This window comes from Enterobacter sp. E14S (assembly GCF_055666685.1).
This window is the reverse complement of record NZ_JBVODQ010000003.1, coordinates 288,914-306,986: the sequence shown is the minus strand read 5'-3', so window position 1 is coordinate 306,986 and position 18,073 is coordinate 288,914. Positions and strand designations below refer to the sequence as shown.

Here is an 18,073-nt window from a genome sequence, read left to right as displayed (position 1 = left end):
TCATTACAGTGTGAAGGAGAGACGTAGCGCCAGCGCGGCGAGCGTCACAAACAGGACCGGCAGCGTCATAACGATGCCCGTCCGGAAATAGTAGCCCCAGGTGATCGTCATGTTCTTCTGCGCCAGCACGTGGAGCCAGAGCAGGGTGGCGAGGCTGCCGATAGGCGTGATTTTCGGCCCCAGGTCGCAGCCAATCACGTTGGCGTAAATCATCGCTTCCTTGATCGGTCCCGTCGCCGTACTGCCATCAATGGAGAGCGCGCCAATCAGCACCGTGGGCATATTGTTCATTATGGATGACAGAAACGCGGTGATGAACCCGGTACCCAGCGTGGTGGCCCACAGCCCGTGTCCGGCCAGGCTATCCAGTACGCCTGAGAGATATTCCGTCAGCCCGGCGTTGCGCAGGCCATACACCACCAGATACATCCCCAGCGAGAATATAACGATCTGCCACGGCGCGCCGCGCAGCACTTTTCCGGTGTTTATCGCATGTCCGCGTTTTGCGACAGCGAATAAAATCAGCGCGCCGACGGTCGCAATGGCGCTCACCGGAATACCGAGAGGTTCCAGCACGAAGAAACCGACGAGCAGAAGAAGCAGGACGATCCAGCCCGTTCTGAACGTCGGGAGGTCGTGTATGGCCGCGCGGGCTCGCGAAGTTTTGTCAGGTCATATTCCGGGGGAATTTCCTTGCGAAAGAAGAGATGCAGCATCACCAGCGTTGCGGCAATCGCGGCGATATCTACCGGGATCATCACCGAGGCGTATTCGCTGAACCCCAGCTTAAAGAAGTCTGCCGATACGATGTTGACCAGGTTGGACACAATCAGCGGCAGGCTGGCGGTATCGGCGATAAAACCCGCTGCCATCACAAACGCCAGCGTGGCCTGCTTGCTGAACCCCAGTGCCAGCAGCATGGCGATAACGATAGGCGTCAGGATCAGCGCCGCACCGTCATTGGCAAACAGCGCCGCCACGGCTGCGCCCAGCAACACGATATACGTAAACAGCAATCGCCCACGACCGTTTCCCCAGCGGGCAACGTGCAGCGCCGCCCACTCGAAAAAGCCGGACTCATCCAGCAGCAAGCTGATGATGATGACGGCAATGAACGTTGCCGTCGCGTTCCAGACGATATTCCACACCACAGGTATATCGTTAATGTGAATCACGCCGCTGGTCAGCGCCAGCACGGAACCAATGCTGGCGCTCCAGCCGATACTGAGCCCCCTGGGCTGCCAGATGACCAGTACCAGCGTAAACAGAAAAATAGCCCCTGCCAGAAACATCGCTTACTCCGTTATATCTGTTTTTGTGAATGTGTTGTTGTCAGCACGAGCCTGAAAGTCGGTTTTTAAGCTTCATGCGCGTCTCTTCCCGCAGGCAGTTCCAACTGTTGTCGATAACGGTTGCCGCCCACGCAGGCATGTTCGGGGACAAACGGTAATGGACCCATTTCCCCTCACGGCGATCGATAACCATCCCGGATTCGCGCAGCAGGGCCATATGGCGTGAGACTTTCGGCTGCGACTCGGCGGTCGCGGAGCAGAGATCGCAGACGCACAGCTCGCCCGCTTCGCGGAGCAGCATGACGATGGCGAGCCGCGTTTCGTCGGAGAGGGTTTTGAAGAGCTGGAGCGGGTGGAGCATGGGGATTCCTGCAGGTGCGATTTTTATATGCGTTTAATCATATGTGTTTTGATGGCGTGAGAGAAGGTGAGATTTGAATAAGGGGAATTTTAGGCAACAAAAAACCATTTATGTAAATTGGTTAGCAAAAATAATTATTTTTAAGAAAATCAATATTTTATTTTTGTGGCGAGAAGTGAAGATTACGGGGGAATGCAACCGCTGCCGCCACTTTTTAATGTAGCTAATGAAATGAAGTGCAGGGCTGTTTCAAGGTGGTCAGGAGCCAGGTGAGCATAGTGTATGATCATTTTATGTCGCCATGGCCGAAGATTTTCTGCATGGCTAGGATATTGCCGCCAGACATCATTAAGTGTGCTGCGAACGTAAGGCGCAGAACGTGGGTAAGCTGGCCGCGCGAAAGCACTATGGGGGTTTTGTCCAACATATACAAAAAACTGGAAGTAGCAATCTGTAAAAAACTTGAAGCCGTCTAGGGCATGATTTCCTCAACAGCTCTTTGCTGATCGGGATACTGCGGTTCTTCATGGGGATGTCCTCATGTGACTTATGAAGACATTACTAACATCGTGGCGTATTAATCAATGGGGAGCAGGTCAACATGATGGCCCCCCTGTACCGCCGCAGATGAGATGGGGATTATGCGGAGCAATGTTGGGGAAAATGTAGAGAAGGCGGCTAATGTTTTTGTTCGAAATGAACTACTACCTTTACAGAAAAGGATCGGTGAGCTGAATACATGGCTAGGGGAATGTTTAATTACATTCCATGAATACACATTGTAATGTGAATGAGGCTGTATTTTCAGCCTCATTCACAATAAAACTATTCTACACGACGATATTTACCTCCTAAATTTTTGATATGTTCTTCAACTGCGACCCGAATCAATCCTACATGTGAGAAAAACACCCCACGATTTACTCTGACGTCAGTATCATCTTCATCTTGCCCGGTAGTCCACCAATCCTCACCGGAAGAGTTCATCGCATCATGCAATCTAGCCATTTCTTTTTTACGGTAGAATTCTTTATTTTCATCGAGTATTTTAGCCAACTGATCGACCTTAGTGATATCATTCAATAATAACTCTTTCAAAAGTTCATCATAAGGCTCTATTCTTTTAGCATTTTCTTTTGGAAGATGTTTATCAGCAATAAACTTAAGACTGTCAACATTAAGAAATTCATCTTGAGTCAGATTGCTCTTTGATTTTTCGTTGAGGGTTTCAACATAACCTTCTCTGCCTATTAATATCCTTTCAAATTCAAGATCAACAACTTCCAATAGAGCTGACGCACGATTCAATGCTCGTCTTAAAGAGATTGGAACACTATCTTCATTCTTATATTGAAGTTTATGCGAAGTTGCTGCCCATATATGTTGAGATAGGGTTCTCAGTTGAATTTCAGCTTTGTAGTTTTTGAAGGGTTTGAATGATGGAACTTTTAACCACGCGCTTGGAACTTTAATTATATAATGCCTAGATTGATAGCCAAATTTATTATCCTCTAAAGAATCAAATTTATCCTCTTCACTTATGACGTCAAAATGTTTTTTTATAATATCTGAAACAACATCCAAATCTCTTTTAAATAAAAGTATAATCCTAAAGCCAATTAAATCACTAATATCATGAATTGTGATTATTTTTAATTCTTTCCTTTCTATTTTATTACGTATTGACAACCAATCCTTAACTCTTGACTCTAGATTGATACCAAGAGGTACTTGCGATGAAATAATGAGATTACTTAGTTGCTCAAGTACATTTTTTCTAAAATCATCTATAGCACCGATCGTTTTTTTATATTCACTTTCTAATTCTTCTTCGTTCATATAGTCATCCATAAATAATAGTGAATTTTATATCTTATCCGATAAATAGGTCAGGTTTAAAGGCCTTTGCGCGCGTTCGTATCCCCGCCATGCCTGCCCACTTTATGCAGTGGTTTTCATGTAGGTGCATGACGGACCCGAGACTGTGCGAGCACTGACTGTTCCGACCCGCTGCGATCCTATTTAGATCATGCGAATCCATGTGCAATTCGGCGCTTACGATGCATAGTAACCCAGCTACAGCCTTCAGGAAGCCCCATTGAGGCAAGTCACAAATTAGCGTTGAACAGCATTCTCATATACAAATTAAAAATGTTTCTTATCAACTGCTTAGTGATGTGGTTAAATCAAAATCTGCACCTGAAATTTCACTCATGAAGGAAAAGCATGGAAGCGAATGAACCTAGAAAGCTGATATGGCATGCAGCCTGTGATGAATTGGACATAGATGGTCAATGATTTTATGGATTTGGTAGTCAGTGGGTGAAGTATTAGAGGCGTGGAGACTTAGTGCACATCATTCGTGAGCTTAAGGAAAAGTATAAATGTAGCGATGAAATAAAGTGGCAAAAAGCTCATTCAAAGCGAAATGCGGCTTGTTGTCGCCATAGCAAAAGCGCTGCCGCCACTCTGTCGGCATACATAGGAAATTGGTTATATAAGTGGTTGATTTAATGGGTGGTAAATTTCAGACAACAAAAAACCCATCAACCTTGAACCAAAACGGCGGGGTTGATGGGCTCCACAAATTGGGGACATCAAAGAAAAGCAGTGGCACTAGTTATGACTCCCCCCTGATAAAAAAGTTCTGCGCGTAACGAAAATAATTTCACCACACGCAAACTTAGGAGTTATCCGAGTCCAGGCCAGATGATGATAATCAGCGTACCCGCCAGCGTCAGCAGCACGTTAGCGATAGCGTACGTGCCCGCATACCCCAGCGCCGGGATGTTGCTGCGCGCGGTATCGCTGATGATTTCCATGGCTGGCGCACAGGTACGCGCGCCCATCATCGCCCCGAAGAGCAGGGCGCGGTTCATGCGCAGCACGTAGGCGCCGAACAGGAAGCAGATCACCACCGGCACCAGGCTGACGATAAGTCCCGAAACCAGCATCTGCCAGCCGACGGCGCCCAGGCTGTGGCCGATACCGCTTCCCGCGCTTAAGCCGACGCCTGCCATAAAGACCATCAGACCGAACTCTTTCACCATGTTCAGCGCGCCCTGCGGAATGTAGCCGAAGGTCGGGTGGTTCGCTCGCAGGAAGCCCAGCATGATCCCGGCAAACAGCAGCCCGGCGGCGTTACCGATGCCGAAACTGAAGTTGCTGAACTGGAAGGTGATCATCCCGATCATCAGGCCAACGATAAAGAAGGCGCAGAAGGCCAGCAGATCGGTGACCTGGCTGTGAATGGAGATAAAGCCGATGCGGTCGGCAACGGTTTTCACGCGTCGTGCGTCGCCGCTGACCTGCAGAACGTCGCCTTTGTTGAGCACGACGTTGTCGTCGATAGGCATCTCAATCTGGCTGCGGATCACGCGGTTGAGGAAGCAGCCGTGGTCGGTCAGCTTCAGCTGCGCCAGACGGCGGCCTACGGCGTTATGGTTTTTCACCACGATCTCTTCGGTGACGATACGCATGTCGAGCAGGTCGCGGTCGAACACCTCTTTGCCGTTACGGAAGCTCGGGTCGAGACGGGCGTGGGCGTCCGGGTAACCCACCAGCGCGATGTCGTCGCCCATCTGCAGCACCGCGTCGCCGTCCGGGTTCGCCAGAATGCCGTTGCGGCGGATGCGCTCGATATAGCAGCCCGTCTGGCGGTAAATCCCCAGCTCGCGCAGGTTTTTGCCGTCAGCCCATGCCACCAGTTCTGGCCCGACGCGATAGGCGCGGATCACCGGGAGATAGACTTTACGTTTGGAATCGGTATCGAGACCGCGCTCGCGGGCGATTTGCTGGGCGCTGGTCTGCAGATCCTGGTGCTGAAGTTTTGGCAGGTAGCGCGCGCCAACGATCAGGCTCACCAGACCAATCAGATAGGTCAGGGCATAGCCGAGGCTCAGGTGGTCGAGGGCGGTAGAGAGCTGCGCGCCGGCCATGCCGGAATGGCGCAGGGTATCACCGGCACCCACGAGGACGGGGGTGGAGGTCATGGAGCCTGCCAGCATACCGGCCGTTAACCCGATATCCCAGCCAAACAGTTTACCCAGCCCTAACGCGATCAGCAGCGCGCTGCCGACCATCACCAGCGCCAGCATCAGATAATTTTTGCCGTCGCGGAAGAAAATTGAAAAAAAATTCGGTCCCGCTTCCACGCCAACACAAAAAATAAACAGCATAAAGCCTAAGTTGAGCGCGTCCGTGTTAATGCTGAAGTGCTGCTGGCCTAATAATAAGGAGACGACTAAAACGCCAATGGAATTACCAAGTTGAACTGAACCCAGGCGCAATTTACCCAGGCAAAGGCCCAGCGCCAGTACCACAAATAATAACAGGATGTAATTCCCATTTAACAAGTCTGCGACGTTTATATTCACGGAGGCTAACTTCTTGTTTACCAGTAAGTTGTTGAATGAAAGGACTTTTTGGGCTACTGTTTTCTGGGTCAGGGAAAGGCATTAACGCTCCCTGTTTCCTGCTTTATTCCCTAAAACATTAGCTGGCGTGTAGTTTAATCGCATTAGCTACTGACAGCTACTGATTATCGCATCACCCTGTGCGTACTTTGGCAAGGATTGCCGCACTGCTTTATCTGACTGGGCGTCTACCCGACGAAGGTATATTTGATAGAGATAAGTCAGGAGGATAGTTTGAACATTAAACGAAACTGGGCGGGGGTGATCAGCTGCTTTTTGCTGTTCACCGTCGTGTGCATGTCGCTCGCTTTTAATGTGAAGGGGGCATTCAGGGCTGCCGGACACCCGGAGCTGGGGCTGCTCTTTTTTACCCTGCCGGGAGCGGCAGCCAGTTTTCTTTCCCGTAAAGGGGAGGTGGTCAAGCCGCTTATTGGCGCAATGCTGGCGGCACCGCTGTGTCTGCTGCTGATGCGCATGCTGTATGTGTCAACGCGAAGTTTCTGGCAGGAGCTGGCGTGGTTGATGAGCGGCGTCTTCTGGTGCGCCCTCGGCGCGCTGTGCTATTTGTTTGTGTGCAGCCTGATTAAGCATCGACGGCACCACAAATAAAAACGCCCTCCGGGTGAGGGCGTCTTCGCATTACTGGGCGGCAAACAGGCCCAGATGCTCTTTGGCGTAGGCTTCAAAGTCAGTGCAGCCGCCGATGTGTTTCTGATCGAGGAAGATCTGCGGTACGGTTTCAACCGGCTTGCCGACGGTTTTTTCGAGATCCGCTTTGGTGATGCCTTCCGCATGGATATCCACGTAGCGGAAGTTGAAGTCATCGCGCTCTTCGGTCAGTTTCTCAGCCAGCTCTTTCGCGCGCACACAGTAAGGGCACCCTGGACGACCAAAAATTACTGCAAACATTTCTCTCTCCTCAAAAAACAAGCCTGACGGCGAATAGGACATATAGTGCCCGATAACCTGCCGCCATTAAAGAAGGTTTCGCCTGTCGCTTTGATACAGTCAGGCTATGTTTCGCCAATTACACCGCGCAAAACATTGCCTATACTGGCTGCCATACGGTTTAAGCAAGACAAAGAGAGACAAGATGACGCCAACCATAGACCTGCTCACATCCCACCGCTCCATTCGCCACTTCACCGATGAGCCAATTACCGAGGCGCAGCGCGAAGCGATTATTAACAGCGCCAGAGCGACCTCCAGCTCCAGCTTCCTGCAGTGCAGCTCCATTATCCGCATCACCGACCCGGCCATGCGCGAGCAGCTGGTGACGCTGACCGGCGGGCAGAAGCATGTGGCCCAGGCGGCAGAGTTCTGGGTGTTCTGCGCCGACTTTAACCGCCACCTGCAGATCTGCCCTGAGGCCGAATTGGGGCTGGCCGAACAGCTGCTGCTGGGCGTGGTGGATACCGCGCTGATGGCGCAAAACGCCTTTACGGCGGCGGAGTCGCTGGGGTTAGGCGGCGTCTACATTGGCGGCCTGCGTAACAACATTGAAAGCGTGACCGAGCTGCTGAAGCTGCCAAAACACGTCCTGCCGCTGTTTGGCCTGTGTCTCGGCTGGCCGGCGGATAACCCGGATCTGAAGCCGCGCATTCCTGCGGCGATGCTGGTGCATGAAAACCACTACCAGCCGGTCGATCAGGACGTACTGAATCAATATGACGAAGAACTGGCGAACTACTACCTGACGCGCGGCAGCAATAACCGTCGGGATACCTGGACTGACCATATTCGTCGCACCATCATTAAAGAAAACCGCCCGTTTATTCTTGATTATCTGCACAAACAGGGCTGGGCGACGCGATAGTCCATTCCGCCTGCGCCTGCCTGCGTATATGATATGCAGGCTTTTTCCATGTCTTCAGAGAGGTGCAGGGTGAAAATTGCCATATTGTCCCGGGATGGAACGCTCTATTCATGTAAGCGCCTGCGAGACGCGGCGGCGAAACGCGGGCATCAGGTTGAGATCCTCGACCCGATGTCCTGCTATATGAACATTGACCCGTCCGCCTCGTCGATTCACTACAAAGGCCGCAAGCTGCCGCACTTTGATGCGGTGATCCCGCGCATCGGCTCCCAGATCACCTATTACGGCACCGCCGCGCTGCGCCAGTTCGAGATGCTGGGCAGCTATCCGCTCAACGAATCCGTCGCCATTTCGCGCGCCCGCGACAAGCTGCGCTCGCTGCAGCTCCTCGCCCGTCAGGGGATCGATCTCCCCGTCACGGGTATTGCCCATTCACCGGACGACACCAGCGATCTTATCGACATGGTGGGCGGCGCGCCTTTAGTGATTAAGCTGGTGGAAGGCACGCAGGGCATTGGCGTGGTGCTGGCGGAAACGCGTCAGGCGGCAGAGAGCGTCATTGACGCCTTTCGGGGCCTCAATGCCCACATTCTGGTGCAGGAGTACATCGAAGAGGCGAAAGGGCGCGATATTCGCTGCTTTGTGGTCGGCAATGAGGTGGTGGCGGCCATTGAGCGCCAGGCGAAAGAGGGCGATTTCCGCTCTAACCTTCACCGGGGCGGCATTGCAAGAATCGCGGATATCAGCGATCGCGAACGGGAAATTGCCGTCAAAGCGGCGCAAACCCTGGGGCTGGACGTGGCGGGCGTTGACCTTCTGCGGGCGACGCGCGGGCCGCTGGTCATGGAGGTGAACGCCTCGCCGGGGCTGGAAGGCGTGGAAAAAACCACAGGTGTCGATATTGCAGGTAAAATGATCGCATGGATCGAGCGTCATGCCACGCCGGGCTACTGTCTGAAAACGGGCGGTTAAATGGTATTGAACGCACTTTTTGCGTAATCTATACCCTAAATAATTCGAGTTGCAGGAAGGCGGCAAGGGAGTGAATCCCCTGGAGCTTACATTAGTAAGTGACTGGGGTGAACGAGCGCAGCCAACGCACATGCAACTTGAAGTATGACGGGTATATGCGAAGTTTTTAATTAAGAGGCTGCACAGCGATGGATTTACAGGTCGTACCTACACTGGATACGTTACGTCAATGGCTTGATGATGCCGGAATTACGTTCTTCGAATGCGATTCCTGCCAGGCGCTGCATCTGCCTCATATGCAGAATTTCGACGGCATTTTCGATGCCAAAATCGATCTCATTAACGACGTGATCCTTTTCTCCGCGCTGGCCGAAGTGAAGCCGTCCGCGCTGCTGGCGCTGGCCTCCGACCTGTCAGCGATCAACGCCAGTTCTTTGACGGTGAAAGCATTTCTCGACATACAGGATGATAATCTGCCAAAACTGGTCGTTTGCCAGTCTTTATTCTCCGGTGCCGGGCTGTCGTTCAAGCAGTTCTCCTGGTTTATGCGCTTGAGCGAAGAGCAAATTTCCATGGTCATGATGGAAGCCAATGCACACCATCTGCTGTATAGCGCGGAAGATGATGCAGAGAATAATGATGCATCTCCCAATTTTCTTCACTAAGCCTGTCTGACTTTTGCGCAGTCGCTGCCATAGCGGCTGCAGAAGGCCATTTTTTCTGCTGCTTTTAACCTTTCTTTAAAGAATTTTTCACCTCCCTGAAGGCCGTTTCGGCTTATCACGTAGACATAACCTGCATAAAAAATTGATAAAAGGCGTTTTTTCGTCTGGGCTATAGCCGGAGACACGGGCTACAGTTATTCTTGCGATGCTTAAAAAAGCGAGCGGAAGCTGCCGGGTAAAGAGGTTTCTTTTTATTTTGGGCAGAGCGACAAACTATGCATGATTATTGCATATCTTCAGATTGCACAGTTTTAGTTCGTTTGTTAACGAGCTTTCAGAAGGAATAAAGATATGATCGCCTTGAATAAAAAATGGTTATCGGGTCTGGTTGCGGGTGCTCTGATGGCCGTCTCTGCCGGCACGCTCGCTGCGGAACAAAAAACGCTGCACGTTTACAACTGGTCTGACTATATCGCGCCGGACACGGTGGCGAATTTTGAAAAAGAGACCGGCATTAAAGTGGTCTACGACGTATTCGATTCCAACGAAGTGCTGGAAGGAAAACTGATGGCGGGCAGCACCGGGTTTGATCTCGTGGTGCCTTCTGCAAGCTTCCTTGAGCGCCAGCTGACGGCAGGCGTCTTCCAGCCGCTGGACAAGAGCAAGTTACCGAACTGGAAAAACCTCGATCCGGAAGTGCTGAAGCTGGTGGCGAAGCATGACCCGGACAACAAATACGCCATGCCTTACCTGTGGGCGACCACCGGTATCGGCTACAACGTGGATAAAGTCAAAGCGGTGCTGGGCCCGGACGTCAAGCTGGACAGCTGGGACGTGGTGCTGAAGCCGGAAAACCTTGAGAAGCTGAAAAGCTGCGGCGTCTCCTTCCTCGATGCGCCGGAAGAGATTTTCGCGACCGTGCTGAACTACCTGGGCAAAGACCCGAACAGCAGTAAAGCCGATGATTATACCGGCCCGGCGACCGATCTGCTGCTGAAGCTGCGTCCAAACATTCGTTACTTCCACTCGTCTCAGTACATCAATGACCTGGCGAACGGCGACATCTGCGTCGCGATCGGCTGGGCAGGGGACGTGTGGCAGGCGGCTAACCGCGCGAAAGAGGCAAAGAACGGCGTGAACGTCTCTTACTTCATCCCGAAAGAGGGGGCGCTGGCGTTCTTTGACGTCTTCGCGATGCCGGCTGATGCGAAAAACAGAGACGAAGCCTATCAGTTCCTCAACTACCTGATGCGTCCTGAGGTGATCGCCCACATCAGCGACCACGTTTACTACGCGAACGGTAACAAGGCCTCCGTGCCGCTGGTAAGCGAAGAAATCCGCAATAACCCGGCTATCTATCCGCCAGCGGATGTGTTCGCCAAGCTCTTCACCCTAAAAGTTCAGGATCCAAAAATTGACCGCGTGCGTACCCGCGCGTGGACCAAGGTGAAAAGCGGTAAATAACGGCGTTGGGTATTGTTGCCCGGTGGCGCTGTCGCCTACCGGGCCTGTACAACCCGTAGGCCGGGCAAGCGTTAGCGCCGCCCGGCGATGCGCACCCTGACGGTGCGTTTGCACCAGTACTGATCTATGCCGGAGAACACCCCGTGAATGACGCGATCCCCCGCCCGCAGGCGAAAGTCCGTAAAGCGCTGACCCCGCTTCTTGAAATTCGTAACCTCACCAAATCTTTCGATGGCCAGCATGCCGTGGATGACGTCAGCCTGACTATCTATAAAGGCGAAATTTTTGCCCTTCTGGGGGCTTCTGGCTGCGGTAAATCGACCCTGCTGCGTATGCTGGCCGGTTTTGAACAGCCCACCGCCGGGCAAATCATGCTCGATGGCGTGGATCTCTCCAGCGTGCCGCCGTATCAGCGCCCGATTAACATGATGTTCCAGTCCTACGCGCTGTTCCCGCACATGACGGTGGAGCAGAACATCGCCTTTGGCCTGAAGCAGGACAAGCTGCCGAAGGCCGAAATTACCGCGCGCGTGGCCGAAATGCTGAGCCTGGTGCACATGCAGGAGTTCGCGAAGCGTAAGCCGCATCAGCTCTCCGGCGGCCAGCGCCAGCGCGTGGCCCTGGCCCGCAGTCTGGCAAAACGCCCGAAACTGCTGCTGCTCGACGAACCGATGGGCGCGCTGGATAAAAAACTGCGCGACCGTATGCAGCTCGAAGTGGTCGATATCCTCGAGCGCGTGGGGGTGACCTGCGTGATGGTGACCCACGACCAGGAAGAAGCCATGACCATGGCCGGACGTATCGCGATCATGAACCGCGGCAAGTTCGTGCAGATTGGCGAGCCGGAAGAGATTTATGAGCATCCGACCACCCGCTACAGCGCGGAGTTCATTGGCTCGGTTAACGTCTTCGAAGGGCTGCTGAAAGATCGTCAGGAGGATGGCCTGGTTATCGAATCGCCGGGGCTGCAGCATCCGCTTAAGGTCGATCCTGATAACTCGGTGGTGGATAACGTGCCGGTCTACGTCGCGCTGCGTCCGGAGAAAATCATGCTCTGTGAGGATCCGCCCGCCGATGGCTATAACTTTGCCGTGGGCGAAGTGGTGCACATTGCCTATCTGGGCGATCTGTCCATCTACCACGTGCGCCTGAAAAGTGGGCAGATGCTCAGCGCGCAGCTGCAGAACGAACATCGCTATCGCAAGGGGCAGCCGACCTGGGGCGACGAAGTGCGCCTGTGCTGGGACGCTGACAGTTGCGTCGTGCTGACGGTATAAGGAGCGATCATGAGCACACTTGAACCTCCAGCCCGCGTAGAAAAGCCGGGCGCCATTGCCGGTTTACTGACGCGCATGCAGATGAAACACGGCCGCAAGCTGGTGATTGCCATGCCGTACGTGTGGCTGATCCTGCTGTTCCTGCTGCCGTTCCTGATTGTTTTCAAGATAAGCCTGGCGGAAATGGCGCGGGCGATCCCGCCTTATACCAACCTGCTGGACTGGGCCGACGGGCAGCTGACGCTGACGCTTAACCTCGGCAACTTCCTGCAGCTCACCGACGATCCGCTCTATTTCGAAGCGTATCTGCAGTCGCTGCAGGTGGCGGCGATCTCGACGCTTTGCTGTCTGGTGATGGGCTACCCACTGGCGTGGGCGGTGGCGCACAGCAAACCGTCGACGCGAAATATCCTGCTGCTGCTGGTGATCCTGCCGTCGTGGACCTCGTTCCTGATCCGCGTTTACGCCTGGATGGGGATCCTGAAAAACAACGGCGTGCTGAATAACTTTCTCATGTGGCTTGGGGTTATCGATCAGCCGCTGACGATCCTGCACACCAACCTCGCGGTCTATATCGGCATTGTGTACGCCTATCTGCCGTTTATGGTGCTGCCGATCTATACGGCGCTGACGCGCATTGATTATTCGCTGGTGGAAGCGTCGCTCGATCTCGGCGCCCGCCCGTTAAAAACCTTCTTCAGCGTCATTGTTCCGCTGACCAAAGGCGGCATTATCGCCGGGTCAATGCTGGTCTTTATCCCGGCGGTCGGGGAGTTTGTGATCCCGGAACTGCTCGGCGGCCCGGACAGCATTATGATTGGCCGCGTGCTGTGGCAGGAATTCTTCAATAACCGCGACTGGCCGGTGGCCTCTGCGGTGGCGATTGTTATGCTCCTGCTGCTGATCGTGCCGATCATGTGGTTCCACAAGCATCAGCAGAAACAGATGGGAGATCACGGATGAACAACTTACCGGTAGTGCGCTCCCCGTGGCGGATAGCGATCCTGGTTATCGGCTTTACCTTCCTGTATGCGCCGATGCTGATGCTGGTGATCTACTCCTTCAACAGCTCCAAGCTGGTGACGGTCTGGGCAGGCTGGTCGACGCGCTGGTACAGCGAGCTGTTCCACGACGATGCGATGATGAGCGCGGTGGGGCTGAGCCTGACGATTGCCGCCCTGGCGGCGACAATGGCGTCCGTTCTGGGCACGATCGCCGCGCTGGTGATGGTGCGCTTCGGGCGTTTTCGCGGCTCAAACGGGTTCGCCTTTATGATCACCGCGCCGCTGGTCATGCCGGACGTGATCACCGGTCTCGCGCTGCTGCTGCTGTTCGTGGCCCTGGCGCACGCCATCGGCTGGCCGGCGGATCGCGGCATGCTCACCATCTGGCTGGCGCACGTCACCTTCTGTACGGCCTACGTGGCGGTAGTGATCTCCTCGCGCCTGCGCGAGCTGGATCGCTCCATTGAAGAGGCGGCGATGGATCTTGGCGCGACGCCGCTGAAGGTCTTTTTCATCATTACCCTGCCGATGATTATGCCGGCGGTGATCTCCGGCTGGCTGCTGGCGTTTACGCTGTCGCTGGACGATCTGGTTATCGCCAGCTTTGTCTCCGGACCGGGCGCGACGACGCTGCCTATGCTGGTCTTCTCCAGCGTGCGCATGGGAGTCAACCCGGAGATCAACGCCCTGGCTTCCATCATCCTCGGCGTGGTCGGAATTGTCGGATTTATCGCCTGGTATTTGATGGCGCGCGCGGAAAAACAGCGCGTGCGCGATATCCAGCGTGCAAGACGCGGCTGAAGGATTTAAAATTTCCAGTGAAGTGCCGCGCATGACGCGGCACTGTTTTCAGGGAAGTAAAACATTGGGATTATTAAAAAAATCACGTACTACGCACGCGCGTCCTAACGTACCTGCTCTGGTTCAGGTGGCGGCGCTCGCCATTATTATGATCCGCTGCCTGGACGTGCTGATGATTCTGAACACCCTGGGCGTACGCGGCATCGGTGAATTCATTCACCGCAGCGTGCAGACGTGGAATCTGACGCTGGTCTTTTTGAGCAGCCTGGTGCTGGTGTTTATTGAGATATACTGCGCCTTTTCGCTGGTCAAAGGGCGCAACTGGGCGCGCTGGGTGTATCTGCTTACGCAGGTGACCGCCGCCAGCTATCTGTGGGCCGCCTCGCTGGGCTATGGCTATCCGGAGCTGTTCAGCATTGCCGGTGAATCCAAACGCGAGATCCTGCGCGCGCTGTTTATGCAAAAACTGCCGGATATGCTGGTTCTGTTCCTGCTTTTTATCCCCGCCTCCAGTCGGCGGTTCTTCCGCCTGCAATAATGTGTATAATCGCAGCCCTCGTAATTCTTAAGGTTTTCATATGCAGTGCGCACTCTATGACGCCGGACGCTGCCGCTCCTGTCAGTGGATAGAACAGCCGGTCTCTCAACAACTCACCGCCAAAATGGCCGACCTGCAACAGCTGCTGGCAGCTCACGCGGTGGGCGGGTGGTGCGCACCCGTCAGCGGCCCGGAGCAGGGCTTTCGTAATAAAGCCAAGATGGTGGTCAGCGGCAGCGTGGAGAAACCGCTGCTGGGGATGCTGCACCGCGACGGCACGCCGGAAGACCTGACCGGCTGCCCGCTGTATCCCGCCTCGTTTGAACCCGTTTTTGCCGCGCTGAAACCGTTTATCGCGCGTGCGGGATTAACGCCTTACAGCGTCGCCCGCAGGCGCGGCGAGCTGAAATACCTTCTGCTGACGGAAAGCCAACTCGACCGCGGCATGATGCTGCGCTTCGTGCTGCGCTCGGAAGCCAAGCTGGAGCAGCTGTGCGCGGCGCTGCCGTGGCTGCAGGAACAGCTGCCACAGCTGAAGGTCATTACCGCAAATATTCAGCCGGTGCATATGGCGATCATGGAGGGGGAGAAAGAGATTTTCTTCACCGACCAGAACGCGCTGGCAGAAAGCTTCAACGGCGTGCCGCTGTGGATCCGCCCGCAAAGCTTCTTCCAGACCAACCCGACCGTGGCAAGCAGCCTGTACGCCACCGCCCGCGACTGGGTACGTGCGTTAAATGTCCATCATATGTGGGATCTCTTCTGCGGCGTGGGCGGCTTTGGCCTGCACTGCGCCACGCCAGAGATGCAGCTCACCGGCATTGAGATCTCTGCCGAAGCGATTGCCTGCGCGAAGCAGTCCGCCGCCGGGCTGGGGTTAACGAATCTGCACTTCCAGGCGCTCGACTCCACGCAGTTTGCGACCGGCCAGGGCAACGTGCCGGAGCTGGTGCTGGTCAACCCGCCGCGCCGCGGCATCGGCAAGGCGCTGTGCGACTATCTGAGCCAGATGGCACCCGAGTACATCGTCTATTCCAGCTGTAACGCCCAGACCATGGCGAAAGACATTGCCAGCCTGCCGGGCTACCGCATTGAACGCGTTCAGCTTTTCGATATGTTCCCGCATACCGCGCATTACGAAGTGCTGACGTTGCTCGTGAAATCTTAAACAAAATGTGAACTCTTCCCCCGCTCGAAATCAGGTAAGCTTACGTCATAAGAGATGAATAAAGGCTTACCCATGAAGCAGATCCTGCTGGTGGAAGACGACCACGATATCGCGGCGCTTCTGCGACTCAATTTAGAAGACGAAGGCTACGCCATTACCCACGAGCCCGACGGGGGCAAGGCCTTACTGCGTCTTGAAAAACAGCCGTGGGATGCGGTGATCCTCGACCTGATGCTGCCCAGCGTTGACGGTCTGGAGATTTGCCGCCGCATCCGTCAGATGACGCGCTACCTGCCGGTGATCATCATCAGCGCCCGCAGCAGCGAGACCGACCGCATTACCGGGCTGGAAACCGGCGCCGATGATTATCTGGCTAAGCCGTTCTCGGTGCAGGAACTCATTGCGCGCATCAAAGCGCTGTTCCGCCGCCAGCAGGCGATGGGGCAGGCGCAAACCGACGGTCAAATTCAGGCCCACGGTCTGACCATCGATCCGCTGGCGCGCAGCGTGCTGCTTCACGGTCAGGTGGTGGATCTCACCCCGCGCGAGTTCGAGCTGCTGTACTTTTTTGCCCGTCATCCTGGCGAGGTCTTTTCGCGTCTGGCGCTGCTGGAGCAGGTCTGGGGCTATCAGCACGAAGGCTATGAGCATACCGTTAACACCCATATCAACCGCCTGCGCATCAAGATTGAGAAGGACGCCGCCGAGCCGGAGATTATTCGCACCGTCTGGGGCAAGGGCTATAAATTTGCGGAGCCAAATCATGATGCGCCGCTTTAGCCTGAGTCAGCGCCTGACGCTGCTGTTCATCCTGCTGATGATGCTCTGCGCCACCGTTGCCTGCGCGGTGCAGCTCTACACCAGTACGCAGTACGGTAACGCGATGGTGCAGCGGCTGTCGGGCGGGCTGGCGCAGCAGATAGTCCAGCGTGAACCGATTCTGGACGCGCAGGGCAGGGTCGACCGAAGGGCTCTCAAGCCGCTGTTCGATCGGCTGATGACCTTTAATCCGAGCGTTGAGCTGTATGTTGTCTCCCCGGACGGCGATATCCTGGCCGATGCCGCACCGCCGGGCCACATTCAGCGGCAAAAAATCGATCTGGCCCCGGTTCAGACCTTCCTGAGCGGTACCGCCATACCGGTCCTGGGCGACGATCCTCGGAGTCAAAATAAAAAGGTCTTTAGCGCCACGCCGCTGCGGCAGGACGGCGAGCTTAAGGGCTACCTGTACATTATTTTGCAGGGCGAAGAGTCAAACGCCCTGGCGGAAATGGCCTGGCATAAGGCGCTGTGGAGCACGGTGCTGTGGTCATTGCTGTGGGTCGCGCTGTTTGGCCTGCTGGCAGGTTTACTGGTCTGGTACTGGGTCACGCGCCCGGTAAAACAGCTGACGGTGGAGCTCGCCGGGCTGGAGCAGGACAGCATCAGCGCTATCAGACAGCTGGCGGCGCAGCCGTCGGACGCGGCGGCAAAGGATGAAGTGGCGATCCTGCGCAACAGCTTTATCGAGCTGGCACGCAAAATCACCCGCCAGTGGGACCAGCTGGCCGACAGCGACCGCCAGCGCCGGGAGTTTATCGCCAACATTTCGCACGATCTCCGTACGCCGCTGACCTCGCTGCTGGGCTATCTGGAAACCCTGTCGCTAAAATCCGCCACGCTGACGCCGCAGGAGCACCAGCAGTATCTCGCCACCGCGCTGCGTCAGGGGCAAAAGGTCCGTCATCTTTCGCAGCAGCTGTTTGAGCTGGCGCGCCTTGAGCACGGCGGCATTAAGCCGCAGCGCGAGCGCTTCGCGATGGGGGAGCTGATTTCCGACGTGGCGCAGAAGTTTGAGCTCACCGCCCGCACGCGCGAGGTGAATCTGCATATTGACGTGCCGGGACCGCTGCCGCTGATTAACGCCGATGTGTCGATGATCGAACGCGTGGTGACCAACCTGCTCGATAACGCGATGCGCCATACGCCAGGCGGCGGGGAAATTCGCCTGGCGGTCTGGCAGGAGAATCAACAGCTGCAGGTCGAAGTGGCGGACAGCGGAGCGGGCGTTGATGCCGCGCTGCGAGACGATCTGTTCCAGCGGCCGTCGGCGTTGACGACCCAAGCCTCGCGGGAGAATCGCGGCGGGTTAGGGCTGCTGATTGTGAAGCGAATGCTGGAGCTGCACGGGGGCGGTATTAGGCTGATGGAGTCGGTGAGCGGGGCGCGGTTCAGGTTCTTCGTGCCGTTGTGAGGGAGTGCCGGGTGGCGCTGCGCTTACCCGGCCTACAACTCCCCCCGTAGGCCGGGTAAGGCGCAGC

Annotated in this window: 16 protein-coding genes and 4 pseudogenes; 14 read left to right on the top strand and 6 right to left on the bottom strand. The window is 55.2% G+C overall.

Features of this window, described 5'->3' with window-relative positions; translation table 11 throughout:
- Nucleotides 1-3: 3 nt before the first annotated feature.
- From ACZ6J2_RS09615 to ACZ6J2_RS09605, 3 genes and pseudogenes are all read right to left on the bottom strand, one after another.
- Nucleotides 4-1,292 (bottom strand): annotated as a pseudogene (locus ACZ6J2_RS09615) (arsenic transporter).
- 40 nt (nt 1,293-1,332) lie between these two features.
- Nucleotides 1,333-1,653, bottom strand: a complete 321-nt coding sequence (locus ACZ6J2_RS09610; RefSeq protein WP_047648241.1) for a metalloregulator ArsR/SmtB family transcription factor — start codon at nt 1,651-1,653, stop codon at nt 1,333-1,335.
- Between the two features lie 182 nt (nt 1,654-1,835).
- Nucleotides 1,836-2,178, bottom strand: a pseudogene (locus ACZ6J2_RS09605) (tyrosine-type recombinase/integrase); the annotation flags it as partial.
- A gap of 90 nt (nt 2,179-2,268) precedes the next feature.
- Here ACZ6J2_RS09605 and ACZ6J2_RS09600 point away from each other — a divergent pair.
- Nucleotides 2,269-2,438, top strand: a pseudogene (locus ACZ6J2_RS09600) (phage portal protein); the annotation flags it as partial.
- 40 nt (nt 2,439-2,478) lie between these two features.
- On the opposite strand, the gene ACZ6J2_RS09595 reads toward ACZ6J2_RS09600, so the two are convergent.
- Nucleotides 2,479-3,492, bottom strand: coding sequence for a GTP pyrophosphokinase (locus ACZ6J2_RS09595; RefSeq protein WP_159513732.1), 1,014 nt, complete (start codon nt 3,490-3,492; stop codon nt 2,479-2,481).
- 387 nt (nt 3,493-3,879) lie between these two features.
- Here ACZ6J2_RS09595 and ACZ6J2_RS09590 point away from each other — a divergent pair.
- A pseudogene (locus ACZ6J2_RS09590) lies at nt 3,880-4,089 on the top strand (DUF3800 domain-containing protein); the annotation flags it as partial.
- A 254-nt stretch (nt 4,090-4,343) separates the two neighbouring features.
- Here ACZ6J2_RS09590 and ACZ6J2_RS09585 read toward each other — a convergent pair.
- A complete protein-coding gene (locus tag ACZ6J2_RS09585; RefSeq protein WP_014169303.1) occupies nt 4,344-6,029 on the bottom strand; it encodes an aspartate:alanine antiporter in 1,686 nt (561 codons plus the stop codon).
- A gap of 273 nt (nt 6,030-6,302) precedes the next feature.
- Between ACZ6J2_RS09585 and ACZ6J2_RS09580 the strand changes: the two genes are divergently transcribed.
- Complete coding sequence (locus ACZ6J2_RS09580) at nt 6,303-6,677, top strand: inner membrane protein YbjM (RefSeq protein ID WP_471725565.1); 375 nt, start codon at nt 6,303-6,305, stop codon at nt 6,675-6,677.
- A 30-nt stretch (nt 6,678-6,707) separates the two neighbouring features.
- Here ACZ6J2_RS09580 and ACZ6J2_RS09575 read toward each other — a convergent pair whose 3' ends face one another.
- Nucleotides 6,708-6,977, bottom strand: a complete 270-nt coding sequence (locus tag ACZ6J2_RS09575) for a GrxA family glutaredoxin (protein WP_006809455.1) — start codon at nt 6,975-6,977, stop codon at nt 6,708-6,710.
- Between the two features lie 184 nt (nt 6,978-7,161).
- Here ACZ6J2_RS09575 and nfsA point away from each other — a divergent pair, with 184 nt between their 5' ends.
- The 11 genes from nfsA (at nt 7,162) to ACZ6J2_RS09520 (ending at nt 18,006) form a co-directional block, all read left to right on the top strand.
- Nucleotides 7,162-7,884, top strand: a complete 723-nt coding sequence (nfsA, locus tag ACZ6J2_RS09570; protein WP_045403691.1) for a nitroreductase NfsA — start codon at nt 7,162-7,164, stop codon at nt 7,882-7,884.
- 69 nt (nt 7,885-7,953) lie between these two features.
- The gene (gene rimK / locus ACZ6J2_RS09565) at nt 7,954-8,856 is read left to right on the top strand and encodes a 30S ribosomal protein S6--L-glutamate ligase (RefSeq protein WP_471725563.1); all 903 of its coding nucleotides are present in this window, start codon (nt 7,954-7,956) and stop codon (nt 8,854-8,856) included.
- Between the two features lie 188 nt (nt 8,857-9,044).
- Complete coding sequence (locus tag ACZ6J2_RS09560) at nt 9,045-9,521, top strand: YbjN domain-containing protein (protein ID WP_014169308.1); 477 nt, start codon at nt 9,045-9,047, stop codon at nt 9,519-9,521.
- A 351-nt stretch (nt 9,522-9,872) separates the two neighbouring features.
- Complete coding sequence (gene potF / locus ACZ6J2_RS09555) at nt 9,873-10,985, top strand: spermidine/putrescine ABC transporter substrate-binding protein PotF (protein WP_471725562.1); 1,113 nt, start codon at nt 9,873-9,875, stop codon at nt 10,983-10,985.
- 143 nt (nt 10,986-11,128) lie between these two features.
- Nucleotides 11,129-12,262: a putrescine ABC transporter ATP-binding subunit PotG gene (gene potG / locus ACZ6J2_RS09550; protein WP_024907855.1), complete on the top strand. Its 1,134-nt coding sequence runs from the start codon at nt 11,129-11,131 to the stop codon at nt 12,260-12,262.
- Between the two features lie 9 nt (nt 12,263-12,271).
- Nucleotides 12,272-13,225 (top strand): putrescine ABC transporter permease PotH, encoded by a 954-nt coding sequence (potH, locus tag ACZ6J2_RS09545; RefSeq protein ID WP_061715675.1) that lies wholly within the window; start codon nt 12,272-12,274, stop codon nt 13,223-13,225.
- The gene (gene potI / locus ACZ6J2_RS09540; protein ID WP_023310934.1) at nt 13,222-14,067 is read left to right on the top strand and encodes a putrescine ABC transporter permease PotI; all 846 of its coding nucleotides are present in this window, start codon (nt 13,222-13,224) and stop codon (nt 14,065-14,067) included. Before potH ends, potI begins: the two co-directional genes overlap by 4 nt.
- A gap of 31 nt (nt 14,068-14,098) precedes the next feature.
- Complete coding sequence (locus tag ACZ6J2_RS09535) at nt 14,099-14,605, top strand: YbjO family protein (protein WP_471725560.1); 507 nt, start codon at nt 14,099-14,101, stop codon at nt 14,603-14,605.
- 40 nt (nt 14,606-14,645) lie between these two features.
- Complete coding sequence (gene rlmC / locus ACZ6J2_RS09530; RefSeq protein ID WP_471725558.1) at nt 14,646-15,773, top strand: 23S rRNA (uracil(747)-C(5))-methyltransferase RlmC; 1,128 nt, start codon at nt 14,646-14,648, stop codon at nt 15,771-15,773.
- Nucleotides 15,774-15,845: 72 nt separating this feature from the next.
- Nucleotides 15,846-16,553, top strand: a complete 708-nt coding sequence (locus tag ACZ6J2_RS09525) for a response regulator transcription factor (protein WP_033145045.1) — start codon at nt 15,846-15,848, stop codon at nt 16,551-16,553.
- A complete protein-coding gene (locus tag ACZ6J2_RS09520; protein WP_471725556.1) occupies nt 16,537-18,006 on the top strand; it encodes a sensor histidine kinase in 1,470 nt (489 codons plus the stop codon). Before ACZ6J2_RS09525 ends, ACZ6J2_RS09520 begins: the two co-directional genes overlap by 17 nt.
- Nucleotides 18,007-18,073: the final 67 nt, after the last annotated feature.

Bases quoted from the DNA above. Each gene is read 5' to 3' on its own strand.
- ACZ6J2_RS09610 (WP_047648241.1), bottom strand. From the start codon at position 1,653: ATGCTCCACCCGCTCCAGCTCTTCAAAACCCTCTCCGACGAAACGCGG.
- ACZ6J2_RS09595 (WP_159513732.1), bottom strand. From the start codon at position 3,492: ATGAACGAAGAAGAATTAGAAAGTGAATATAAAAAAACGATCGGTGCT.
- ACZ6J2_RS09575 (WP_006809455.1), bottom strand. From the start codon at position 6,977: ATGTTTGCAGTAATTTTTGGTCGTCCAGGGTGCCCTTACTGTGTGCGC.
- nfsA (WP_045403691.1), top strand. From the start codon at position 7,162: ATGACGCCAACCATAGACCTGCTCACATCCCACCGCTCCATTCGCCAC.
- ACZ6J2_RS09560 (WP_014169308.1), top strand. From the start codon at position 9,045: ATGGATTTACAGGTCGTACCTACACTGGATACGTTACGTCAATGGCTT.
- potF (WP_471725562.1), top strand. From the start codon at position 9,873: ATGATCGCCTTGAATAAAAAATGGTTATCGGGTCTGGTTGCGGGTGCT.
- potH (WP_061715675.1), top strand. From the start codon at position 12,272: ATGAGCACACTTGAACCTCCAGCCCGCGTAGAAAAGCCGGGCGCCATT.
- potI (WP_023310934.1), top strand. From the start codon at position 13,222: ATGAACAACTTACCGGTAGTGCGCTCCCCGTGGCGGATAGCGATCCTG.
- ACZ6J2_RS09535 (WP_471725560.1), top strand. From the start codon at position 14,099: ATGACGCGGCACTGTTTTCAGGGAAGTAAAACATTGGGATTATTAAAA.
- rlmC (WP_471725558.1), top strand. From the start codon at position 14,646: ATGCAGTGCGCACTCTATGACGCCGGACGCTGCCGCTCCTGTCAGTGG.
- ACZ6J2_RS09525 (WP_033145045.1), top strand. From the start codon at position 15,846: ATGAAGCAGATCCTGCTGGTGGAAGACGACCACGATATCGCGGCGCTT.
- ACZ6J2_RS09520 (WP_471725556.1), top strand. From the start codon at position 16,537: ATGATGCGCCGCTTTAGCCTGAGTCAGCGCCTGACGCTGCTGTTCATC.